The sequence below is a fragment of the Flavobacterium faecale genome (assembly GCF_003076455.1).
GTDB lineage: Bacteria > Bacteroidota > Bacteroidia > Flavobacteriales > Flavobacteriaceae > Flavobacterium > Flavobacterium faecale.
The window spans coordinates 368,000-390,716 of sequence record NZ_CP020918.1; the positions used below are offsets into that span (position 1 = coordinate 368,000).

25 protein-coding genes are annotated in these 22,717 nt (G+C 34.1%); 8 read left to right on the forward strand and 17 right to left on the reverse strand.

Annotation, left to right across the window (positions count from 1 at the left end; all coding sequences use genetic code 11):
• Nucleotides 1-12: 12 nt before the first annotated feature.
• Genes FFWV33_RS01690 through FFWV33_RS01705 form a run of 4 tightly spaced genes read left to right on the forward strand, consistent with a single transcriptional unit; the run spans nt 13 to nt 3,174 of the window.
• Complete coding sequence (locus FFWV33_RS01690) at nt 13-1,005, forward strand: Kelch repeat-containing protein (RefSeq protein ID WP_108739289.1); 993 nt, start codon at nt 13-15, stop codon at nt 1,003-1,005.
• Entirely contained in the window at nt 992-1,354 is a 363-nt protein-coding gene (locus tag FFWV33_RS01695) for a DUF4907 domain-containing protein (RefSeq protein ID WP_108739290.1), read from the forward strand. Before FFWV33_RS01690 ends, FFWV33_RS01695 begins: the two co-directional genes overlap by 14 nt.
• A gap of 42 nt (nt 1,355-1,396) precedes the next feature.
• Entirely contained in the window at nt 1,397-2,422 is a 1,026-nt protein-coding gene (locus tag FFWV33_RS01700; protein ID WP_245891620.1) for a sensor histidine kinase, read from the forward strand.
• Between the two features lie 35 nt (nt 2,423-2,457).
• The gene (locus FFWV33_RS01705; protein ID WP_108739292.1) at nt 2,458-3,174 is read left to right on the forward strand and encodes a LytR/AlgR family response regulator transcription factor; all 717 of its coding nucleotides are present in this window, start codon (nt 2,458-2,460) and stop codon (nt 3,172-3,174) included.
• Here the strand turns inward: FFWV33_RS01705 and FFWV33_RS01710 are convergent.
• Nucleotides 3,171-3,695, reverse strand: a complete 525-nt coding sequence (locus FFWV33_RS01710) for a gamma carbonic anhydrase family protein (RefSeq protein ID WP_108739293.1) — start codon at nt 3,693-3,695, stop codon at nt 3,171-3,173. The genes FFWV33_RS01705 and FFWV33_RS01710 overlap by 4 nt on opposite strands.
• Nucleotides 3,696-3,711: 16 nt before the next feature.
• Nucleotides 3,712-4,710, reverse strand: coding sequence for a PorP/SprF family type IX secretion system membrane protein (locus tag FFWV33_RS01715; RefSeq protein WP_108739294.1), 999 nt, complete (start codon nt 4,708-4,710; stop codon nt 3,712-3,714).
• Between the two features lie 155 nt (nt 4,711-4,865).
• On the opposite strand from FFWV33_RS01715, the gene FFWV33_RS01720 reads away from it, so the two are divergent.
• The 3 genes from FFWV33_RS01720 to FFWV33_RS01730 all read left to right on the forward strand — a co-directional run bounded on the left by FFWV33_RS01720 (nt 4,866) and on the right by FFWV33_RS01730 (nt 7,151).
• On the forward strand, nt 4,866-5,759 hold the full coding sequence (locus FFWV33_RS01720; protein WP_108739295.1) for a NifU family protein: 894 nt from the start codon (nt 4,866-4,868) through the stop codon (nt 5,757-5,759).
• 132 nt (nt 5,760-5,891) lie between these two features.
• Nucleotides 5,892-6,251: a hypothetical protein gene (locus FFWV33_RS01725; protein WP_108739296.1), complete on the forward strand. Its 360-nt coding sequence runs from the start codon at nt 5,892-5,894 to the stop codon at nt 6,249-6,251.
• Between the two features lie 75 nt (nt 6,252-6,326).
• Nucleotides 6,327-7,151 (forward strand): mechanosensitive ion channel family protein, encoded by an 825-nt coding sequence (locus FFWV33_RS01730; protein WP_108739297.1) that lies wholly within the window; start codon nt 6,327-6,329, stop codon nt 7,149-7,151.
• Nucleotides 7,152-7,386: 235 nt separating this feature from the next.
• Here the strand turns inward: FFWV33_RS01730 and FFWV33_RS01735 are convergent, their stop codons facing one another.
• From FFWV33_RS01735 to FFWV33_RS01750, 4 genes are all read right to left on the reverse strand, one after another.
• Nucleotides 7,387-8,739 (reverse strand): M20/M25/M40 family metallo-hydrolase, encoded by a 1,353-nt coding sequence (locus FFWV33_RS01735; protein WP_108739298.1) that lies wholly within the window; start codon nt 8,737-8,739, stop codon nt 7,387-7,389.
• A 308-nt stretch (nt 8,740-9,047) separates the two neighbouring features.
• The gene (gene tsaB, locus FFWV33_RS01740; protein ID WP_108739299.1) at nt 9,048-9,716 is read right to left on the reverse strand and encodes a tRNA (adenosine(37)-N6)-threonylcarbamoyltransferase complex dimerization subunit type 1 TsaB; all 669 of its coding nucleotides are present in this window, start codon (nt 9,714-9,716) and stop codon (nt 9,048-9,050) included.
• A gap of 44 nt (nt 9,717-9,760) precedes the next feature.
• Entirely contained in the window at nt 9,761-11,047 is a 1,287-nt protein-coding gene (locus FFWV33_RS01745; protein WP_108739300.1) for an efflux RND transporter periplasmic adaptor subunit, read from the reverse strand.
• 2 nt (nt 11,048-11,049) lie between these two features.
• The gene (locus tag FFWV33_RS01750) at nt 11,050-12,423 is read right to left on the reverse strand and encodes a TolC family protein (protein WP_108739301.1); all 1,374 of its coding nucleotides are present in this window, start codon (nt 12,421-12,423) and stop codon (nt 11,050-11,052) included.
• Nucleotides 12,424-13,018: 595 nt separating this feature from the next.
• On the opposite strand from FFWV33_RS01750, the gene FFWV33_RS01755 reads away from it, so the two are divergent.
• A complete protein-coding gene (locus FFWV33_RS01755; protein WP_108739302.1) occupies nt 13,019-14,428 on the forward strand; it encodes a DUF4403 family protein in 1,410 nt (469 codons plus the stop codon).
• 3 nt (nt 14,429-14,431) lie between these two features.
• Here the strand turns inward: FFWV33_RS01755 and FFWV33_RS01760 are convergent, their stop codons facing one another.
• From FFWV33_RS01760 to gcvH, 11 genes are all read right to left on the reverse strand, one after another.
• A complete protein-coding gene (locus tag FFWV33_RS01760) occupies nt 14,432-14,647 on the reverse strand; it encodes a hypothetical protein (protein WP_108739303.1) in 216 nt (71 codons plus the stop codon).
• Between the two features lie 8 nt (nt 14,648-14,655).
• Nucleotides 14,656-15,198 (reverse strand): DUF420 domain-containing protein, encoded by a 543-nt coding sequence (locus FFWV33_RS01765; RefSeq protein WP_108739304.1) that lies wholly within the window; start codon nt 15,196-15,198, stop codon nt 14,656-14,658.
• Nucleotides 15,199-15,201: 3 nt separating this feature from the next.
• Nucleotides 15,202-15,888: an SCO family protein gene (locus FFWV33_RS01770; RefSeq protein ID WP_108739305.1), complete on the reverse strand. Its 687-nt coding sequence runs from the start codon at nt 15,886-15,888 to the stop codon at nt 15,202-15,204.
• Nucleotides 15,889-15,892: 4 nt separating this feature from the next.
• Complete coding sequence (locus tag FFWV33_RS01775; RefSeq protein WP_108739306.1) at nt 15,893-16,540, reverse strand: hypothetical protein; 648 nt, start codon at nt 16,538-16,540, stop codon at nt 15,893-15,895.
• A gap of 84 nt (nt 16,541-16,624) precedes the next feature.
• Nucleotides 16,625-16,975: a cytochrome C oxidase subunit IV family protein gene (locus FFWV33_RS01780; protein ID WP_108739307.1), complete on the reverse strand. Its 351-nt coding sequence runs from the start codon at nt 16,973-16,975 to the stop codon at nt 16,625-16,627.
• 19 nt (nt 16,976-16,994) lie between these two features.
• A complete protein-coding gene (locus tag FFWV33_RS01785; protein WP_108739308.1) occupies nt 16,995-17,978 on the reverse strand; it encodes a cytochrome c oxidase subunit 3 in 984 nt (327 codons plus the stop codon).
• A 42-nt stretch (nt 17,979-18,020) separates the two neighbouring features.
• Nucleotides 18,021-18,608: a cytochrome c oxidase subunit 3 gene (locus FFWV33_RS01790; RefSeq protein WP_108739309.1), complete on the reverse strand. Its 588-nt coding sequence runs from the start codon at nt 18,606-18,608 to the stop codon at nt 18,021-18,023.
• A gap of 2 nt (nt 18,609-18,610) precedes the next feature.
• Nucleotides 18,611-19,513: a heme o synthase gene (gene cyoE, locus FFWV33_RS01795; RefSeq protein WP_108739310.1), complete on the reverse strand. Its 903-nt coding sequence runs from the start codon at nt 19,511-19,513 to the stop codon at nt 18,611-18,613.
• 113 nt (nt 19,514-19,626) lie between these two features.
• Nucleotides 19,627-21,726: a gliding motility protein RemB gene (locus FFWV33_RS01800; protein ID WP_108739311.1), complete on the reverse strand. Its 2,100-nt coding sequence runs from the start codon at nt 21,724-21,726 to the stop codon at nt 19,627-19,629.
• Nucleotides 21,727-21,876: 150 nt separating this feature from the next.
• Nucleotides 21,877-22,248 (reverse strand): VanZ family protein, encoded by a 372-nt coding sequence (locus FFWV33_RS01805; protein ID WP_245891621.1) that lies wholly within the window; start codon nt 22,246-22,248, stop codon nt 21,877-21,879.
• 10 nt (nt 22,249-22,258) lie between these two features.
• A complete protein-coding gene (gcvH, locus tag FFWV33_RS01810; RefSeq protein WP_108739312.1) occupies nt 22,259-22,639 on the reverse strand; it encodes a glycine cleavage system protein GcvH in 381 nt (126 codons plus the stop codon).
• Nucleotides 22,640-22,717 lie beyond the last annotated feature (78 nt).

Genomic DNA, 22,717 nt, shown 5'->3' on the forward strand with positions numbered 1-22,717 from the left:
AATTACATAATTATGAATATTTTCAGAAAAAGTTTTCTACTTACAACCCTATTAATAGGTGCCACATTTATCAGCTGTAGTTCAGACGACTCAACAGAATTAGTTGGAAACTGGATTAAGAAATCATCCTTTGACGGACCTGCACGTTCAAATGCTACGAGTTTTGTAATCGGCGACTTTGCATATGTTACCACAGGATACACAGGAGACGAGTACCTTAATGACATGTGGTCATACAACTCAACAGGTGATTATTGGGAACAAAAATCAAGTTTTACAGGTGTAGCAAGAAGCGCTGCCTCAGCTTTTGAGCTTAACAGCAAAGGGTATGTAGGACTTGGATATGATGGAACCAATAGATTAAAAGATTTTTATCAATATGACCCTGCCCTAAATCAATGGACTAAAAAAGCTGATTTCGCTGGATCTGCTCGTTATTCTGCAGTTGGTTTTCAAGTAGGTGGTAAAGCTTATTTTGGAACAGGTTATGACGGAAATTATCTAAAAGATTTTTACCAATACGATGCAACCGCAGATTCATGGACACTTGTTAGTGGATTTGGTGGTAATAAAAGAAGAAATGCTGCTGTTTTTGTAATCAATGACAAAGCATATTTAGGAACAGGTGTAAACAGTGGAGCATATCAAACTGACTTTTGGGAATTTAATCCTGCGACTGACGTTTGGACTAAAAAAAGAGATTTGGATGACGATGAAGAGGATCACGATACTTACTTAATAACAAGATCAAATGCAGTTGGATTTGCAATGAATGGCTTAGGGTATATTGGTTGTGGAGAATATTCGAAAACTATTTGGGAATACAATCCTACCACCGATATTTGGAATGAAAAAACAGCTCTTGAAGGATCTGCTAGAACAGATGCTATCGGGTTTTCAATCAACCAAAGAGGTTTTATTTTACTAGGAAAATCAGGAACATCTTATTTTGATGATGCCTGGGAATTCAAACCACAAGACGAACAATCAGATGACGACAACTAATATAAATACTAACAGCTTCTGGAATTTTTTCCAGAAGCTGTTTCTTGGTTCAAAGCAGTTGCAAATAGTAGCACTAGTATTATTTACAACTCTATTTATTGCTTGCAACAAGCAGCCAAATACTACCTTAGCAAGTATTAAAACACCAACAGGTTGGGGATATACTATTAGCCATAATGACAAAATAATTATCAAACAAAGCATCATTCCTGTTATTGATAAAAACGTTAGTTTTCGATCAGAAAAAGACGCATTAAAAGTTGGTCAACTGGTTATAGAAAAATTGAACAACAATTTATCGCCCACGATAACCAAAAATGACTTAAATTTATTGTCGATACAATTATAAATGAGGCAAGATCAAATTAAAAATACAAATTCGAACCAAATAATGATTCATTTCGTTATTTGGTTTTTGTTTATCATGGCGGCTTCACTTCCGTTTTATGAGAGTAAATCAAATATCAATAGTGATTTCTATTTTCAATGGATATCGGGTATAGGATTATTTTATCTCAACTTTTACTACCTAGTACCAAAACTTCTTTTACAAAAAAGGCTTTGGGAATACCTCTTATTACTGCTTTCGATTATTATTGTATTAGTTATTGTTCGTATTACCTTTTTTCCACATGAAGCACCGCCGGATGAAGGTGTCAAAATAATGACGACCAACGGAAAAACGATTTTAAGACGAAGACCACCTTTCTTTAGGAAAGCGCTTCCTGCTTTATTTTACCTTTTTATCACTGCAGGCAGTACCGTAATCAAAACATTGTCTGAGTTTTACAATGATCAGCAAAATAAACTACTTGCAGAGACAAATAGAACAGCTACAGAGCTAACCTATTTGAGAAAACAAACCAATCCACATTTTCTATTCAATGCCTTAAATAGTATTTATTCTTTAGCCTATCAAAAATCAGACAAAGTACCCGATGCAATTGTCACTCTGTCTGAAATGATGCGTTATATGCTTTATGAGACCGATAATAGTACGGTCTTCTTGGAGAAAGAGCTCAACTATATCAAAAATTATATTGATCTACAAAAACTGCGTTTGAACAATATCGAAAATATTTTCGTGAATATTCATGGCAATACCGCCGACAAACAAATTGAGCCTTTACTGCTCATTGATTTTGTCGAAAACGCTTTTAAATATGGAACTGATTATAAGGGAGTTGCTTTTGTAAAAATCAAAATCACAATAGAAGAGAATAATCTTGATTTTTGGATCGAAAACAAAATGCAAGAATTTCATAAAGACCCGAAAAACTCAGGTATTGGTTTGAGTAATATTGAAAGCCGACTTAATTTATTGTACCCCAACGCACATCAATTAACAACGTTGGAGTCTGATGATAATTATACTGTACACTTAAAACTAAAATTAGACCACATACTTAAAAAGTAGGTATCTTTACCGTAATCTGAACTAAAAATAAAAATATGAGATGTGTAATTATTGATGATGAACCCTTAGCGGTAGAATTGATAAAAGGATTTGTAAGCAAGATTGAATCTCTTGAACTTATTCATACCTTCAATAATGCGATTGATGCTATTTCGATTATCAATCAAACAGCTGTTGATTTGATTTTTTTGGATATCGAAATGCCTCATTTCTCAGGAATTGATTTCTTGAATGCCATTGACAAAAAACCGTTAGTGATTTTTACCACTGCTTATGAAAATTATGCTGTAGAAGGATTTAATTTAGGTGCCGTAGATTATTTAGTAAAACCTATTCCATTCAATCGCTTTTTAAAATCGGTTGCGAGAGCACAGCAACTTCACAATCCTATTCCGGCCACTGTTTTAAATTCAAATGCTATTTCGGCACCAGAATTAGAACAGGATTTCATGTTTGTAAAAGCCGATTATGAGAATATAAAATTGAATTATTGTGATATTTTATATATCGAAGGTTTAAAAGACTACGTGAAGATTTACACCACAGATCAAAAGTACACACTTACTTTGATTAGCCTTATAAAATTGGAGCAAAATCTTAGCAGTAAAGGGTTTGCTAGAATTCATAGATCGTACATCATCAACATTAAGCATGTTAAATCGGTACAAAAAAACAAAGTACTAATTGATGATAAACGTATACCAATTAGCGAAAGCTACAAAACTGCTTTTTTCGAAAAAATAAACATTTAATCTTCGGGTTCCACTTTGTACCAGCTGGAGTACAAAACGTAATTATTTGCAATACGCTCCACTTCTCCTGAAAAATCAGATTCCGACAACTCCTTTACCTTTTTGGCAGGAACACCTGCCCAAATAGAACCTGAAGTTACAACCGTATTTTGAATAACTACGGCTCCGGCAGCAATGATTGAGTTGCTCTCTACTACACAATTATCCATAACTATTGCTCCCATTCCTATGAGCACGTTATCATGTATCACACAACCATGCACCATAGCATTGTGACCAATAGAGACGTTATTCCCAATAATAGTTGGATACTTTTGATAGGTACAGTGTATAATAGCACCATCCTGAACATTCACTTTATTACCAATTTTAATATAGTTTACATCACCACGAATCACGGCATTAAACCACACACTACATAGCTCACCAAAAACGACATCACCAACGATTGTTGCATTTTCGGCAACGAAGCAGTCCGCAGGGATTTGCGGTGTTTTACCATTAATTGTTTTAATTAGCATCTAGGACTCTTTTAAATTAATTAATCGCAGGACAATTACACTCGTATTTTTCTCTTTTGCAAAACAGGTTAAGTCCCAAAGTAATTTGGTGGTATCCTCCGTTATCAAATTTCACGGCTCCCGTGATATGTGAGTAGGTGTAGGCGAACATGAAATTTTTGTAATTAACACCAACTATAGGTGTAATATATTGTAAATGTTGCACTGCGATTCCATTTCCACTTGCATATTGCGCACCATCTATCGACCTACGATAAGATAACCCACCCCAAAGTGTACCAAAATCCATGCTTTTGTATGCTTTTAAATTTAAATCCAAACTCTTTTCTTTTGTTTGATCCACAGATTGAAACAATACTGAAGGTTCCCATAAAATTGAATTTTTATCCCCGAAAACATACCCAACACTCAATAAATATTTCCTTAGATTATCACTCTCAAATTCTGAATAAATATTTCTTCTAGTCTCTAATAAATTTTTGACAGTTGCATGCGCATAAAAATCCAAGTAATTATAAGAAGCACCGATATCAAAAGTAGGATACGAATCTTTTTGAACAATTGTACCATTAATTAGCGGATCAAAATTACCTGATTGAGCAAATTTAGTTTCATCCAATTGACTTTCAACCAATCCAGCACTAATACCGAAAGACAATTGATTTAAATCAATCTCATCTCTTGAAAACATTAAGTGATAAGCATAACTTAGTTTCACTCCTTTTTGCGAGTGGTACCCGTTTTGATCATTAAAAACAATAATACCGGCTCCTGCTTTTTCGCTTATCCTACCATTAAAACTCAAGGTTTGCAAAGAGGGCGCATCTGATTGATCAAACCACTGTTTGCGTGACGTCAATCGTACTTTGGCACAATTAGCAGCCCCTGCCATTGAGGGATGAATAAGGTAATAATTGTCTGAGAGATAATCAGAATATACCGAAATACCTTCCTGTGCAAATGTATATCCACTAACAAACAAAACAAGAAGTAACGTTTTTATTTTACCTAACATCGATACTATTTTAAAAAATATGACTACTGAAAACAAAGTATAAAGAGAATTCTACCACTTTAAAATCTAAAATAAAGTTAATTTATCCATTTATATCCCAAATATAGTTATTCATAGAAAATAACTTTAGTAAATTTGTAGAAATTTAAAAAATCATGACAAAAATTCTCATAAAAGAAACACAAAACCCAACTATATTAAAATTTGAATTTGAAGATTTCATTACAAAAAACGAAAATTTCGAGTTCAAAAATATCGATGAAGCTAAGGCTTCTCCCCTAGCACAACAATTATTTTACCTTCCGTTTGTAAAAACAGTATACATTTCAGGTAATTTCATTGCTATCGAAAAGTTTAGCATTGTAGAATGGGATGATGTAAAAGACGCTGTAGCAGAACAAATAGAGGAATTTGTTAGCAATGGTGGTACAATTATTACAGTTGATGAGAACAAACCAAAGAAAAAACCCGTAACCGTTTACGGAGAATCAACACCAAATCCTTCTGCGCTTAAATTTGTTGTGAGCAGCATGTTAACTAAGAATGCTGTTGAATTCAAAAACATTGATGATACCGAAGCTTCGCCATTAGCCAAAGAATTATTCAAATATGCTTACGTAAAAGAAGTTTATATTGATGAAAACTATATTTCGGTTACTAAGTATGATTTTATTGGTTGGGAAGAAATTACCTTAGAGCTACGAACTTTCATCAAACAATACATTGAAAATGGAGGTACGGTACTAGACGAAAATTTTATACCAAAAACAGCAACAGACGAAGCCGCAAAAGAAGCGAACTTTGATTCTCTTGATGAAACTTCTCAAAAAATTATCAATATCTTGGAAGAGTTTGTAAAACCTGCAGTTGCTGCTGATGGTGGGAATATTGCTTTCGACTCTTATGATGAAACAACAGGTACAGTAAAGGTAATTATGCAAGGTGCTTGCAATGGTTGTCCATCATCTACTTTTACGTTGAAAAGCGGAATCGAAAACATGCTAAAAAGTATGTTGAACGATGAGAAAATCAATGTAGAATCGGTTTAAAAGAATTATTGGTATAGATAATAATTCTGATATTTTTCATTTATTTAATTTATTTTCAATAAGATAGCGCTTTAAAAAATTCTTGAATTAAAAAAAGAGGTGTTTTTGTTTGGAACTAAATTTATAACAACCATGGGAATATCAAATTTTATCACCAATTTATTTGGCTCAGCCAAAGAAACAGCTTCAAACCTTGCTGACAAAGTAGAAAACATTGCTGAGGATGCTGTTAATGCGGCCGCACCAATGTTGGAAAAAGCAGAAAATTTTGCAGACGAAAAATTCAGTGAAGCCAAAGAAAACTTTGGACAATTAGCCGACAAAGCGGAAACTGCCTTTGAAGATGCAAAAGTAAGTGTTGCTCCCTTGGTAGACAAAGTCGAAAATTTTGCCGAAGAATCTATTTCGAAAGTAAAAGATAGCGCCGAAGAATTAATGGAAGATGTGAAAACAAAAACATCTGAAACCATTGAAAGCATAACAAAAAAATAAGTGAAATTCAATTTCCTTATCTTATTTTAAAAACCTAAAACCTTCTCTAGCAGAAGGTTTTTCATTACAATCAACATGAATTTAGATCCAAATTACATTACCACTTACACTAACAAAATCCTGAAAGAAATTATAGAATATTCCCCTAGATTAATTTCAGCTTTTATAATTTTATTTCTTGGCCTGTACGCCATTCGAATCATTAATAGACTTGTTCGAAAGATAATGCTCAAACGAAACCTAGAAGTAACACTTTCTCAGTTTTTAGGTGACATTTTATTATGGGCGATGCGCATATTATTATTTGTTACATTCATTTCTAAGCTCGGGATAGAAACATCTTCTTTCGTAGCTATTTTGGGAGCTATGGGTCTAGCCGTTGGCTTGGCTCTACAAGGATCACTATCCAATTTTGCAGGTGGAATGCTTATCATTATTTTCAAACCCTTTAGAGATGGTGATTTGATCGAAGCTCAGGGTCTAATCGCTACGGTAAGTGAAATTCAGATTTTTGTAACCAAATTGGTAACCGCAAACAATCAGGTAGTATTCATACCTAATGGAATCCTTTCTAACGGAATTATAACAAACTACTCCATCAAAGGAACGCGTAGAGCAGATTTAACCTTTTCCGTTTCATACGAATCAGATATTAAGCAAGCAAAAGACATCATCTTAGATATTTTAAACAACAACCCTAAAGTCCTTCAAGAACCAAAGCCTGATGTTTTTGTAAAAAACTTAACTGATAGCGCAATAGAACTTGCTGTTCGTCCATGGGCGAACAAAGAAGATTTTGGAAGTGTGTTCACAGAGACATTAGAAAGCTGTAAAAATGCCTTTGATCAAGCAGGAATTATTATACAACCTTATGTCAAAGAAAAATCAGTCAGCAAGTAATTTAGACTGTTTATTTGAAATTATAATATATCACTTTACATAAAAAGGTCAAAAGGATAGATCCATAAATAATATGGTTTTATCCTTTTGACCTTTTTTTTATACATTAATAACGCATTATTTTCAGCATTCAAACACCAATTTAAAATATTAAAAATAGCATCCTGAATTTTTGATATTCGTAAAAATCTACAGTTCTATCTTAAGTTTTTGCACTGTGTATTCAAATTGAAAACTATCGAACCGGAATGGGAAATAAGGGTAAACTAGCATGTCCTAATTCATCTATCGCTTGCACTGCAAAAAGAAAATTATCCTTTGAATAGGGAACTGTAATTGTAGTATCGGTTGCAAACACTGCTTTCGTCCAATTGACATCTGATGTTTCTCGAATTAATAATTGATATCCATACACCTTTTTACCTTCGGGAGCTTTCCAAAGAAGAGTCGAAAAATTAGTCAGGTCTTTCACTTCAATTCCAACATTGGATGGTGCTTTTGGCGACCAAGCAAGGTTTGCCAATGTAGCTAAATTGGAAGCGGCAATTTTACGTAGGTACTCAAAATCCATGAATTCAGGGAGATCGCCATATTTTAAGCTTTTTTCAGTTCGAATATCTTGATGTTGGTGATCATAATTTTCATTCATCTCACAAAACCGAACCGCTGTAAAACCATTTTGACTAAAAGGTGTATGATCACCACCACGTAAAAAACGGTCATTTCGGTATACTAGAGTTACATCAAGTTGTGCCACGTATTGATCTGTTGTGGACTTAATGTAACGAGCTAGTTGTCTCGAAGGACTATCATTGTCTCTATTAATTTGTTTTCGCATTTTTGCCTCTTCAGCAGTTTCTAGATATGGTGTAGCTTCACTAAACACTCGAACTTTGGTATTGTCACGTAAATTGGTACCGCTAGATAAACTGTTCCCTATCATGTCATTGTTCAGCATAGCAATAATATTCCAATTTTCTCTTTTAGCCAATTCAGCCAAATGTCTTGCACCATATAAGCCCTGCTCTTCACCAGTAACAGCAACAAATAGTAAGGTGTACGGAAAAGAACGCTTGCTCATTATTTTGCACAATTCCATCATTGCAGCTACACCTGACCCATCATCGTTTGCACCTGGCGCATCTGACTTGGCGTCCATCACATCTGTAACGCGTGAATCCAAATGACCGCTTATAATCAACATTCGATCATCTGTTGCGTCTGTTCCTTTCAACAAAGCCATCACATTTCCCAACTGGCTATCTTGAGCGATGCGTTTACCATCTGCTTTAATTGTAAAATAATCAATAGTTGCTGTGAGTCTACCGTTTGATTCTTTTGCATATTGATCGAATTCTGATTTGACCCACTGCTGAGCCGCCCCTATTCCCCTCGTTTTACTTTTAGTATCACTCAAGGTATGTCTAGTTCCAAATGAAACTAGCTTTATCACTGTGTTTTCCAGATTTTCAGCTTTGATTTCCGAAATCATTTTATCGATTTCGGGGTCGCTATTTTTGATTTGTGCTGTAGCTATGGTAGAAAAAAACAAGAAGCTTAGCGAAAATAGGATCGTTGATAGTTTCATCTTTTACATTAATTAATTTACAAGAGCCAAATTTAGGTAAAAAAACATAATGAGTACCAACCAAACATAACCTTTAAGAGTTGTTTAGCTTAGATTTTGTCTCGTTAAAATAAAGGTGAATTTAAAAATTTATAGATAAAATAGAGAACAATGTGTCTGAAATTTTCTTGTAACTGTTTTACTAATTCTATTAAAATCAGAAGAAAACTAATAGCCATTAACAATTTATTATGTAAACATTCGACAAACACTCCTCCAAAAGTCGATGAATTTTAATTGAATGCAACATTAATTTTAGAATAAAATAATTACTTTTTTGAAGTTGTAATCATAAAATCTTTCAGGTAGAAAGGTTCAAAGTAAGCCACATCTACAGTGACCTCATTTTTGAATAATTCATAACTCAAAATGCTCATTTCTCTAGCAGATGGGTATATAATATTTTCAAGGAAGATAAATTTATCCCCGGTCAAAACTGTCTTGCATTTCTCAGCACAATCACCAACAAAATACAAAGGTCCTTCTAGATCAGTGAAAGATTCTTCAGTTATGATTTCGGCTTGTATTTCTCGTTTGCTTTGCAGACTTGCATCAAAAATCGCACTGTATACTTCCATACGCCTAGCATCTAGCATTGGCACGATTACGCCATCATTTACGTTAGCTTGAGATGCTAATGACTTTAAGGTATCAACGGCAATAAGCGGAATACCTAGCGCATAACACAATCCTTTGGCTGCAGAAACGCCTATACGCAAACCCGTATAGGATCCTGGACCTTGACTTACTGCTATGGCAGCTAAATCTTGAAAACTAATAGTGGCATCAACTAAACATTGCTCAATAAAAACATGCAACTTTTCAGCATGAGAAAAACCAGCTTCGGCAGCTTCAAGACAGACAATAGTTTCTCCATTTTTGGCAATAGATACCGAACAATTTTTGGTAGCCGTTTCAATATTTAAAATATAACTCATGGATGATGTAAAATTAGTAATGCAATCAGGGCGCAAATATAAATCTATTTTGCCTCTTTTGCAGATTTCAAAACGACTTTATCACCAGAATTAAGTTCTTTTGACACCGTGTTGTAAGGCCCTGTAATCACAACGTCCCCTTTTTTCAAACCACTAATTATTTCTATATTAGCATCATCTTGAATACCCGTTCTTACAATTCTAATTTTTGCTATCTCCCCTACTTTTACAAAAACACATTCCAGTTTTTTATCTTTCTTCACCACTTTATCATCATCGGCTACTTCAACTTCGACTACATCTTTGGTCGATAGCGTATCCGATTTCACTACGATAGAACTAATTGGTACATTTAGCACATTTGCTTTCGTTTTGGTCACAATATCAACAGTAGCAGTCATTCCTGGTCTAAAAGGCGAATAGGTAGACGGTTTACCAACTACCAAATCTTGATACGATTCTTTCAAAATTCTAACTTTAACCTTAAAATTTGTCACTTGATCAGCAGTCAAATTACTACTAGCCGAATTGGATATGCTCGTCACAACACCTCTAAAACGCTTTTTCAAGTAGGCATCAACTTCGATATTAGCGACATCACCTTCTTTAATTTTTACAATATCATTTTCATTCACATCTACTTCAACCTCCATATTGTTCAGGTTGGCAACTCTCAATATTTCGGTACCGGCCATTTGTTGTGTACCCAAAACACGCTCACCCAATTCTACGTTTAGCATAGAAACCGTTCCATCAGCTGGAGAATAGATTAATGTTCGACCTAAATTATCTTGCGCTTCATTCACAGATGCCAAGGCGCTTTGTACATTAAAGTAAGCCGTTTGTTTGGTCGCTTTCGCCACCTCAAAAGCAGCAATAGCCTTATCCCAATCCGATTTGGAGATTATTCCTTTACCAAACAAAACTTTATTACGCTCGTAACTCAATTTTGATTCGGTATACTGCGCATCTGCTTGTGACAAACCAGATTTCGAACCCGAAAGACCAGCTTTGGTTCTATTTAAACTTGAGGTATATAGATCCGGATTGATTTTTACTAGCAAATCTCCTTTTTTGACCAATTGCCCTTCCTTAATTGGTAATGCAATAATTTCTCCCGAAACCATTGAAGCAATTTTTACCTCTATTTCGGGCTGAATTTTCCCCGTGGCAGAAACAGTTTCTACAATAGTTCTACTTGCTACTGTTGCAATTTCGACTTCCACTCCTTTATCACCGCCACCAATCACACCTTTTTTAACGAGGGTAACCAAGACAGCAATAACGATAACAACAAGGGCTAATAAATAATATAATCTTTTCTTTGACATGGTTATGGTATGTTTACAATCGGAATCCCAAAATAGAATTCCAAAATCTTAATTTTAAATATATAATCGTACTTCGTTCTTAATACTTCCGACTGTGCATTAGACAGTAAAGTTTGTGATTGACTCAATTCGAATGCGTTCATTAAACCAACATCGAATTTTTCTTTTGCATATCTAAAAGATTCCTGTCTAGCTTCAAGCGCTTCTACTGAAGATTCATGAGCTTTTAAGGCCCCTTTGGCATCTGTAAACGCAGTATAAACCGAGCGCTCAAGATCTAAGTTTTGTTGTTCAAGTGCAATCTTTGACTTTTGAAAGTTTACTTGAGAACGTTCAACATTATTTCGAACTGAAAAACCGTTAAGAATTGGAATATTCAATTGTAACCCAAACGACTGTCCTTTGTTATCATTAAATTGTTGAAAAAATGGCGGTGCACTTTGAAGTCCGATAATACTACCTGTAGCATCACGCAAGGGCACATCTGAATAGGAAATCCTCGTATTATAGTTGTAAAAACCCTTCAATGTAGGCTGAAAAGCTCCTCTTGCAATAGCAATATTCTTCTCGGCAATAGCCAAATTTGTTTCAGCAATTCGCAAAGGAGTTCTTTTTTCTTTGGCAACTTTTAAAATAGACTGTGGATCTTCTGTCAAAATATTGTATCCGACTTCAAAAACACTTTTTTCTTCTATGTCGAAAGTAACGAAATCCTCTAATTGAAGCAATTGTGCCAAACTTAGTTTAGAAATTAGCAGTACATTTTCGGCGGTAACAATTCTTTGATTATCAGCAGCTACCGTTGCCTTACTATCTAATAAATCTCCGCGTGCAATCGTACCCGTGTTGACCAACTCTTGCGTACGTACATTTTGCTTTTTATCAATTTCTAATTGTACCTTTTGAACTTTTAAATTTTCTACATTAAATAGTACCTGCAAATAAGCATTTGCAACGTTTAGCGAGATATCCTCTTTCATTTTGGTAAGCTGATATTGAGCAGCAACTAGTGAAAGGTTGTTTTTTCTAAGTGTATTCTGATTTTGCAAACCTTTATAAATATCTACACTCACAGTACCTGCTGCAGAAGTAAATTGCGTGGTCTTATTTTGCAAAATACCCGTTGTGATATCCTGATTAAGACCAATATTCCAAGAATGAGAAGAAGACGCATTTACTGATGGTAAAAAGTTACCAAAGGCCTGCTTCTTGTCAATTACTGCCAAATCAACATCAAGATCAGATTGCTGAATAGAAATGTTGTGCGTAAGGGCATAGGAAACACAATCTTCAAGTGTCCATTTTTTTGACTGTGCACTTGCTATTATTTGAGACAGAAAAAGAGATAATAAAAGTAAATTAGTAATTTTTTTCATGTTGATCGTTGTAGAAGCTTTTCTTCAAAACAAATCTATGAATTTTAAAAACAACAGACTAATCAATTGCAACGAAAGAACGCACAAAAAAACTCCCATCTATAAAGACAGGAGTTAAAACCAAACAAATACCTTCATTTAAAAACTGGATATTATATGCTTACTAATTCAAAATGGTTTTAAAACAGAGTAGTATTCTCTACAAATACTACAGTATTTTCTATACTAAATTACAAAATACTATATAGGTTGACCATAAATTTCAAAAAAAAACCAAGAGCAAACTGGTTCGCCAATTCTAACCTATTTTTAATGCTAAATAATTGCAAAAATTTTTCCCAAAACCAAAGTTACCATCGAAGAAAAAGGAGGATTTCGAGCTATTCTTTATTAATTCTTATAGCCATTATCACTTTTTAACAATAGCAACCTAGTTGGTTATAAAATTTTAACTACAAAAAAATTCATTATTTATGTGCGAAAAAACAACATTCAACATAAAGAATACTTTTTAATACTCAAAAATAAAGACCATTAATACCTTTATACCTTAGTAATAATTTTTACTTTTGACTTCAATAAAGACATCCTAAAAATGAGAAGAACTTCATTCATAATTTTGCTTATAACTACACTTTTTTTAAATTCTTGTAGTACATTACAAAAAATAGATAGCTTAAAACCTGAACCAGATGATGCAAGCCCTATTGTATATGAAACCGTTCCCTCGTTTATAAACTTACCCATCAAAATCAAATTAAAAGATATCGAAAACCAAACGAACAGTCTTCTTAATGGTTTGATTTATGAAGACAATACTATAGAAGATGATGATATCGCTTTGAAAATTTGGAAAACTGCTCCAATTAAAATTTCGAATAATGGAAGCACTGCCACAAACAATAGCACGACAACTGTACTTCCATTAAAAATGGAATTTAAATACCGCATTGGCACCAAAACATTGGGAATCGAAATGTATGATGTTCGCACCTTTAATCTAAATGGTATCGTTACGCTAACAAGTAAAGTGCAACTGTCCAATTGGAAATTGAACACCGTAACAACATTAAAGTCTATAGATTGGAGTGAGAGTCCAACCATGACTGTTTTAGGCAAAAACATGCCGATAACCTACCTTGCCAATCCTGCTTTAAAAATTTTTAAAACTAAGATCGAAAAAACGATAGACGAAACCATTGAAAAATCAATGGACTTCAAACCAAATGTTCTGGAAGCCTTAGACAAGATTAGCACTCCATTTCAGATAAACGAAGCCTATGAAAGTTGGTTACGTATCAATCCTACTGAAATCTATGCCAGCAATGCGCAGCTACAAGGCGATAACTTAATAATGAACATGGGTTTAAAATGCACCATGGAAACATTAATTGGTAGACAGCCACAAACAAAATTCGATTCCTCTAAAATAACTTTGAAGGCAGCATCAAAAATTCCAAACCAAATAACAGCCAACATTATTGCGGTATCGAGTTATAATGATGCTTCGAAAATAATGACAAAAAATTTTAGCGGTCAAGAATTTGGATCAGGTTCTAAAAAGATTAAAGTACAAAAAGTAGACCTTTGGCACAAAGATGGTAAAATGATTATAGCGCTAGAAATGATAGGTAGTATTAACGGTGCTATATATTTGTCTGGTTTTCCAAAATATGATGAAAGTAGGAAAGAAATTTACTTTGACAATCTTGACTATGTACTCGATACCAAAAGCAAAATTATGCGTACTGCAAATTGGTTAGGTCAAGCCTATATCTTAAAAAAGATTCAACAGAGCTGTCGCTATTCAATAATTCCAAATTTAGAAGAAGGACAAAAAACATTGATGACGTACCTCACCAATTACTCTCCAATGCACGGCGTTTATGTCAATGGAAAAACAGATGCTATTCGATTTGAAAAAATACAACTTACTAACAACGCCATACTTGCCTCATTAAAAATAAATGGCACGATAGATATCACTGTAGATGGATTGAAATAAAGATTATTTATTATTCTTTTTCATCTTGTAAATGGCGTAGGCGGCTCCTGCAACCAACAAATAAGGAATAACCATTAAGTAGACAATCCCATCATTAACTGCTTCTGCTTGTACCTTATTTGCGTCGCCTCCTAACGAAGCACGACACATAGCACATTGCGCTTGGGCAGCACAACTAAATAAAAAACTAAAAACGATAATTAGAAAAGACTTGCGCATATCAATTATTAAAAATTATAGTAAGGTGCAATCATGAGATATACCACCACACCTGTAACAGCTACATACAACCAAATAGGAAATGTAATCTTCGCTATTTTTTTATGCTTATCAAAGACCTGAGCCAAAGCTCTAACGTAAGTAATCAACACCATAGGAATAATGGCAATAGACAATATAATATGCGTAATCAATATAAAATAATACACATATTTAATAACACCCTCACCACCAAACTTAGTAGAATCTGAAGTCATGTGATAGGCTATATACATCACCAAAAAAGCTAATGAACAACCAATAGCAGTCTTCATTAAATTTTCATGTAATTTTAAATTCCCATTTTTCACAGCAAATACAGCTGCAATCAAGATTATTGCGGTCAAACCATTGATAGACGCATAGATTGGTGGCAAGAAACTCAATGGAGCTACATCAAACCCTAATTTTCTTAAGTTAACACCAAAAAGAATTGCAACTACTACCGGAATAGCGATAGACAATACAACGATCCATTTATTATATTTCTGTTCTAAATCTTCCTTTTTCATCTTTTATTCTTGTAATAAAATGCTAATATCTTGTTGTAAATCTCTAACACCTTTCTTATCTAATCCATCGTAATATAAAAGTGGGTTACCGAAATCATCTTTACGAGATCTAATTTTTCCATTCTTATCAATTAAGGCAAATAAACCCGAATGCTCAAAACCACCCGCAACATTTCCGTTTTCAGCCGCATATAAATTGAAACCACTGTTTGCTAAACCTAAAATCACAGCTTTATCACCTGTCAAAAAATTCCAGTTAGAAGAAGTTACACCTAACAACTTTGCATGATCTTTTAAAACTTTCGCAGTGTCATGCTCTGGGTCAATGGTGATTGAAACAATTCCAAAATTTGGGTTACCGAAAAATTTCTTTTCTATCGTTAACATACTTTGATTCATCTTAGGACAAATAGAAGGACAAGTGGTAAAGAAGAATTCCAATACATATACTTTTCCCTTGTAAGTCTCATTACTGATATCAATGTTGTCTTGGTTTCTAAAATTAAACTTTGGTGCTGGACCTATTTCAACTAATTTCCCATCTACTTGATTAGAGTTCGAAACATTATCCAAACGTTCCCCCTTGACAATATCACCTTCTTTAAAACGATCAACGATTTTTGGGATGGCATATATTCCAAAAATTAAGATGATAAATGAAATTCCGATGTAAGATTTATTTTTAAACATACTATTACTTTAATAATTGCTTGGTTGCATTATGATTCTTTTTTAAGGCTGCTCTGTACTCGTATAAAATGATCTTGAAATCATCCAACATCTCATTACTTAATTCTGCAGGATGAAATGTATTATAACCTTCTTTGTAATCTTTAGCCTCTTTTCGGCCTCTTAGGTTTCTTGCTTTATCCACTATGTATACATTAGGCGTACTTGCTTCGTTACTTAATTTACCTTTAAGTTGCAAACCTTTGTAAAAAGTATCAATCTCAGACTTGGGCGCGAATAAAAAATGCCAGTTTGACACATCAGTAAACTCATCAAAAGCATCCATAATCTTTTTCACATCGTCTTGTGTACCATCTGCACAAATCATGACAAACTGCAAATCTTTGAAGGTATGATACCTTTGGTATATCTTTTCATTTAGATTAAAAAGATTCCCTCTGTTTTTAAGAACATCAGCTCCTCCAAAACCTAGAATAGTAATTTTACCATCAAGATGGACCTTCTCCCCGTTTAGGGACTGCCAACTCCCTACGTCAGGAATCTTAGTAGTAATTACAGGTAATTTAGTAAAACCATTAACACCCGATGCAAAAAAAAGATACGCAACAATAGGCAAGACAAACAATATAAAAAGCACGCTATTCTTCTTCATTTAAGACAAAATTTAATAGCACAAAAGTAAGCAAAAAAAAAGGTATCCGAAAAACGAATACCTTTAGTTTGAATTAATATAGTGTTAAAAATTCCACTTAATAGTTGAATCTTTAAAAACCCCATAAATATAATGTCCTTCTGTTAAAAGGATAAAAAGTAAATACAATACTAAGAAGATTAAAGGAATCACGACTGAGTTTTTCAACCAAGTAGTTTCACCTCCCATGTGCATAAAAGACCATACGATGTAATATGCTTTAAAAACTGTAAGACCGTAAAAGATCCAGTTCAAAAGATTCATACCAAGTAGGTCAGAAAAATAAAGAAAGTCTGGCTTTACGATACCTAAAATTACTTCTATAATAGTTACAAAAGACAATATTCCAAAAACCTTCCAGATTTGTCCTGTATTTGATTCATGTGCGTGTGACATAATAATATTTTTTAAAAAATTAAACTAGATAGAAAACTGTAAATACAAACACCCAAACTAAATCTACGAAGTGCCAGTATAATCCAACTTTTTCAACCATTTCATAACTCTTACGTTTTTCATACGTTCCAACAAGAACATTGAAGAAAATAATAATATTGATTATTATTCCAGAAATTACGTGGAAACCGTGGAAACCTGTAATAAAGAAAAAGAAATCAGCAAATAATTTATTCCCGTATTCGTTTCTAATTAAGTTCGCTCCTTCAACTACATAACTAGCATCTGCTAAACGAGTATCAGACTCCGCTCTAGATAAAATTGTTTTTTGTTTTGTATCTTGGTTAACATGTTCCGTTCTAATCAACAATTCAGGATGTGCTTTAAATCCTGCTTGCACTTCAGCAACTGAATAAGTTGGCAAAGATCCTTCACCTAAAAACCAAACACCTTTATTTTTTGTATGTTGTTCTCTTTCTTCTGGAAGAGTTGCAGCAAATTCAGCTAAAGCTACCCGCTTACAGTCTTTGTCAACAAATTGCAACAAACTACCACCTTTAGTCTCAATAGCTCCGTATTCTCCTTTGATGAAGTTTTTCCACTCCCAAGCTTGAGAACCAACGAAGATTAAACCTCCGATAATGGTTAGAAACATGTAAACTGCTACTTTACTTTTCTTCATTTGATGACCTGCATCAACAGCCAAAACCATTGTAACAGATGAAAAAATCAAAATAAAAGTCATTAACGCCACATAATACATCGGAGCAGATACTCCATGCATAAATGGAAAGTGTGTAAACACCTCATCAGCCAAAGGCCATGTTTCAATAAATTTAAACCTTGAAAAACCGTAGGCTCCTAAAAATGCTGAGAACGTTAAGGCATCTGACACGATAAAAAACCACATCATTAATTTACCATAACTTGCTCCCATTGGCTCGTTTTCGCCACCTCCCCAAATTTTTCCTTGATTGTCTGCAGTACTAACTGTCGCTCCCATAAAAATTATTCATTAAAAAGTTCCCAAATTTACGTTTTTTTCTTATTTAAAGAAATATAAAAATACAAATAAACACACCCACAAAATATCTAGAAAATGCCAATACATCGCAGCTAGTTCTATACCAAGAGTTTGAGTAGCATTGTACTTTTGTTTAAAATGATTATAAATTACAATTAGTAATGAAATAAGCCCTCCAGCAAGGTGCAACAAGTGGACAACTGCTATAACATACATAAAAGTTGTCGTAATTACGCTAGATGCCCCCGTAGGATAATACCCCATAGCTATCAACTGCGAAAAGCCTACAAACTGCAAAACAACGAACAATAAACCCAAAACCAAAGTACTCAATAAATACCCTGTAGTAGCTTGTCGATTATCTTTTTTAATAGCAGTTTTAGCCAAATAGATGGTAACACTACACCCAATAATAACTAATGTGCTACCAAAAAAAGCAGTAGGAAAGTGAAAGTCTTTCAACCAGTCTACCCTAGATTTACTTACAATATAAGCACTTGTAAGTCCTGCAAACATCATCACCATGCTTATCATCGCAAACATTAAGATCATTTTGTATGATCTACTTGTTCGGGATTGGTGCTCCTCTGTTGTCATCGTCATTCCCATAATTATCTTAAAAATTTATCTACTATATAAACAATTTGCAGCAACGATATATATGCAACACTAACTAACATTAATGTTCTCGCAGCTTTTGCAGTTCTCTCTTTATATAACTTAACTGCATAAAATAACATCCATACTCCAAGCAAAAATACCACAATTGCAGCATAAATACCAATAAATAATTGACCTGTATACCCAAAAGAAGGTAACAAAGAAGCTATTACCAACCAAACGGTATATAAAATAACTTGCAATGCAGTTCCTTTATCTTTTTTACCAGTAGGTAACATGAATATATTTGCCTTCTCATAATCATCATACAAAAACCAGCCGATAGCCCAAAAATGCGGGAATTGCCAAAAGAACTGAATCAAAAATAAGGTCCCTGCTTCAATTCCAAAATCTCCACTTGCTGCTACCCATCCTAACATGAACGGAATCGCTCCTGGAAATGCACCTACGAAAACTGACAACGAAGTCACCGTTTTAAGTGGTGTGTAAACACTTGTATATAAAAAAATTGAAATCGCACCAAACATTGCTGTTTTCGGATTGATCAAATAAAGCAATACAATTCCTGTCACTGTTAATAAAGTCGCTACTAAAAGCGCAACAGAAGATGACATTCTACCAGATGGTACCGGACGATTCTTGGTACGATCCATTAAAATATCCAAATCTTTTTCAATTACCTGATTAAAAGCATTTGAAGCACCCACCATACAATATCCACCAACCATCAACATTGCCAAAACAGACCATTGAAAAGGATGTTCATCACTGAAACCTAACAGATATCCTGCAATCGATGAAAACAAAACACTAATAGCAAGTCCAGCCTTAGTAATTTCTTTAAAATCAGAAAAAAGGGATTTAACAGAAAATGTATTTTGTATAGAATTCAAGCGGACTTTATTTGATTTTTAAACTTGCGCAAAGGTACAAATTAGATTGGAGAATATAGAAGCTAGATTTTAGATTTTTTCAATAAAACCGTTAAAAAAACCAATCTCAGCAATTAATAATCAAAATACCAATTAAACACATCAGTACGCAAACCAATACTAAACCAATTCGTACTTTCTTTAAATACCGTGGCAGTATTTTGCAACGGATTTACATTTCTATAAATAATGCTTGCAAACACTTTTAAATTGGTTGCTGGATTAACCAAATAACCTGCCTGCACATCTCCAATAAAAATATTAGTTTTGTTTCCTTGCCCTACCACCACGCCTGAGTCTGCATAGCGATCAACATCATAATCTCGATAAATATTACCACCGTAATTTGAATTATCTCCCGTATCTGCAAAGTCAAATCCTCGAACACCTACAGTAAACTTTGCATCTGCATACAAACGACCTTTACGGTACCTAGCTATTGCTACAAGCTCCTCGAAATTACCGCCCCATTGGTGCCCCATACTTTGATTGTTGTGCCCATAATTTGTAATAGGATCACTGTGCGAGTACACATAAGGACGTACATGATTAAATTCTAACTGCAGTAACAAGTTTTCAACATTAAAGGCATTATAATATTTGGCTCCCAATTGATACCCAAATTTATTTTTCCAACTATTATCTCTCTCTTTAACATCACCCAATGAAAATTCATCTAGCAAAAACTGCCCATAAAAGTTAACTTTATTATTCCATTTGTACTTGAAAGTCATTCCCAACATTGCGTTACCGGTACGTGCGGACGAAGCGAACTCTACCGAACGGTAAAAAATAAGGGGATTTACAAAACTAGCATCAAAACCTCTATCATTGGTATTGGTCCAAATCACCGATTCAAAAAAACCTAAATTAAGTTTGTTTGAAACATTCCAGCTCAAATAATGATTAGCCATAAATTTCGTGGCATAGGTACGCTCTAAGGTAACCTCTGGTCGTACATCTTTGAGCCACATAAAGGTATTGGTATATTTTATTTTCCAAAAATTTGTATTGATTTTAAAATATGGATAAGGACTAGCTCCGTCAGCCTCTAACAACGAACGGTAACCATCACCAATAAAATTTCGACCATAACCCAATTGCAAATCAATAAATTTACTAGGCGTATACGTTAAGTTCGCCTCAGCTAAAGGAAAATCATAGGCATCCGATTTAAAACTTTTGGCTATACCTACACCAGGAATAATGGCTGGATCACCACCTACAGGTTTTATCGATTCGGCATATCTATTAAAATAATCTGCAAATCTACCTTGACTTTCATAGATAGTCGTGGTGAAATTCAGTTGTGTACCCAAACCACCTCTCAAATTGATAGCGCGCGTATTCACGTAGGTGTACGAAGCAATACTTTGACTGGCTTTACCTAATTGTAAATCGACAACAGGATTTAATGTAAACCAATAACCATCTCCTTGAATGGCAACCATATTTTCATTCCATAACTTTCGAGCCCACCAACCATCGGCCTTTTTTTTGAGCTTGTCATTTTCTTTTTCGATATCATAATACTTATTCACTTCAGTATATGTATAAGGTTTTGAAGCCGTATGATTATTACTACCCACTTGATTCATCGCGGCATCAAAATGCGAATAATAACTATGAGAAAAAGGAATATTTAAATGACTATGAAGCTCTGGACTTTCAAATTTTTTATAAACTATTCGATCTAACTCTGTCAATTGTTGGTTTTGAGTTGCTACGGCAGCTGCATTTACTGGAACAACTTTTACATCTGCGCTTTGCAAAGGAATTGTAAAGGAGAAATTATATTGCGAGTAAGTTGGTTTACCATTATAAGTAGCAGGCTGTATTTTTCCGAATTTAGCAAAAACTCTTTTGGTCTCTTTGATTAGATTTTCGTCAACAGCATTTACAAATACCACCTTAAATACACCATTGGCATCCACTTCAAACAATACCCTTACTACTCCTGTGAATTTATTTTCTATCAAATGATCAGAGACAACAAAATTCTGAAAAACAAAAGCTTGAACTTCCGAGTAGAAACAACTTTCTAAATCGATACTTTCTTTTCCTTTACAATTTTCGAATACAGGAAAACGCTCCTCAAGACCCACCGCTCCATTTTGTCCAAAAGAGGAACAAAACACTATTAAAAACGTAGAAACAATAAAATATTTTTTCATAAAAAATTCAAATATTACTAAACTCATGCCCACTACACCATCTAAGCGTAGAACTCATTCGATAAAAAAGCGTACAATGCAAACCTACCAAAATTAAATACAGTATAAATACGATCCTAAAAAAAAAATCCCACCTAAGTGGGATTTTAACTATTTCAAACAATTTTTTATAATTTTCAAACTACCTAAATAGCAGCAGAACGCTATGGCTATCGTTGCTCCAAACATATTTGCCACCACATCTAAAGGGTCGGCAGCTCGGTTTTCAGTAAAATATTTTTGCATAAACTCAATAGCTATACCCGTACTTACCGAAAAAAGAAAGGCACTTGTTAGTGCTTTTGATATCGCACTCTCTTTAAACTCTAATCGAAAGTAAAGAAACCACAATGTGGTAAACACAAAATGAAAAGTAGCGTGAACGTATTTATCAAAATTATCAATTCTGATTTTTGGAGCACCATCAAGCGGTGCCAAACACATTACGAGTACTATAAAGGTCCAACTTATCGCTGCACCCAAAAAAAGCTTTTTAAGCACCAATCAATGCTTTATACTCTTCATCAGAAAGTAATGTTTCAAAATCAGCTACATCTGTAACTTTAACCTTGATCATCCATCCTGCTCCATAAGGATCTGTATTTACTGCTTCAGGAGTACTTTCAAGCTCTTCGTTGAAGGAAACAATTTCTCCAGCCAAAGGCAAGAACAAATCTGAAACTGTTTTTACAGCTTCTACTGTTCCAAAAACTTCATCTTTTTCAAGTACTTGATCCAAAGTTTCTACTTCTACATATACAATATCACCCAACTCTTTTTGAGCAAAGTGCGTAATTCCTACTGTAGCAATATCACCTTCTAAACTAACCCATTCGTGATCTTTAGTATATTTTAAATTTGATGGTATACTCATTTTATTTTTATTGATAATTAGTACTAATTTTTATATTGCAAATGTAACAATCTTCTATTTAATTTGTCTTCGGATCTA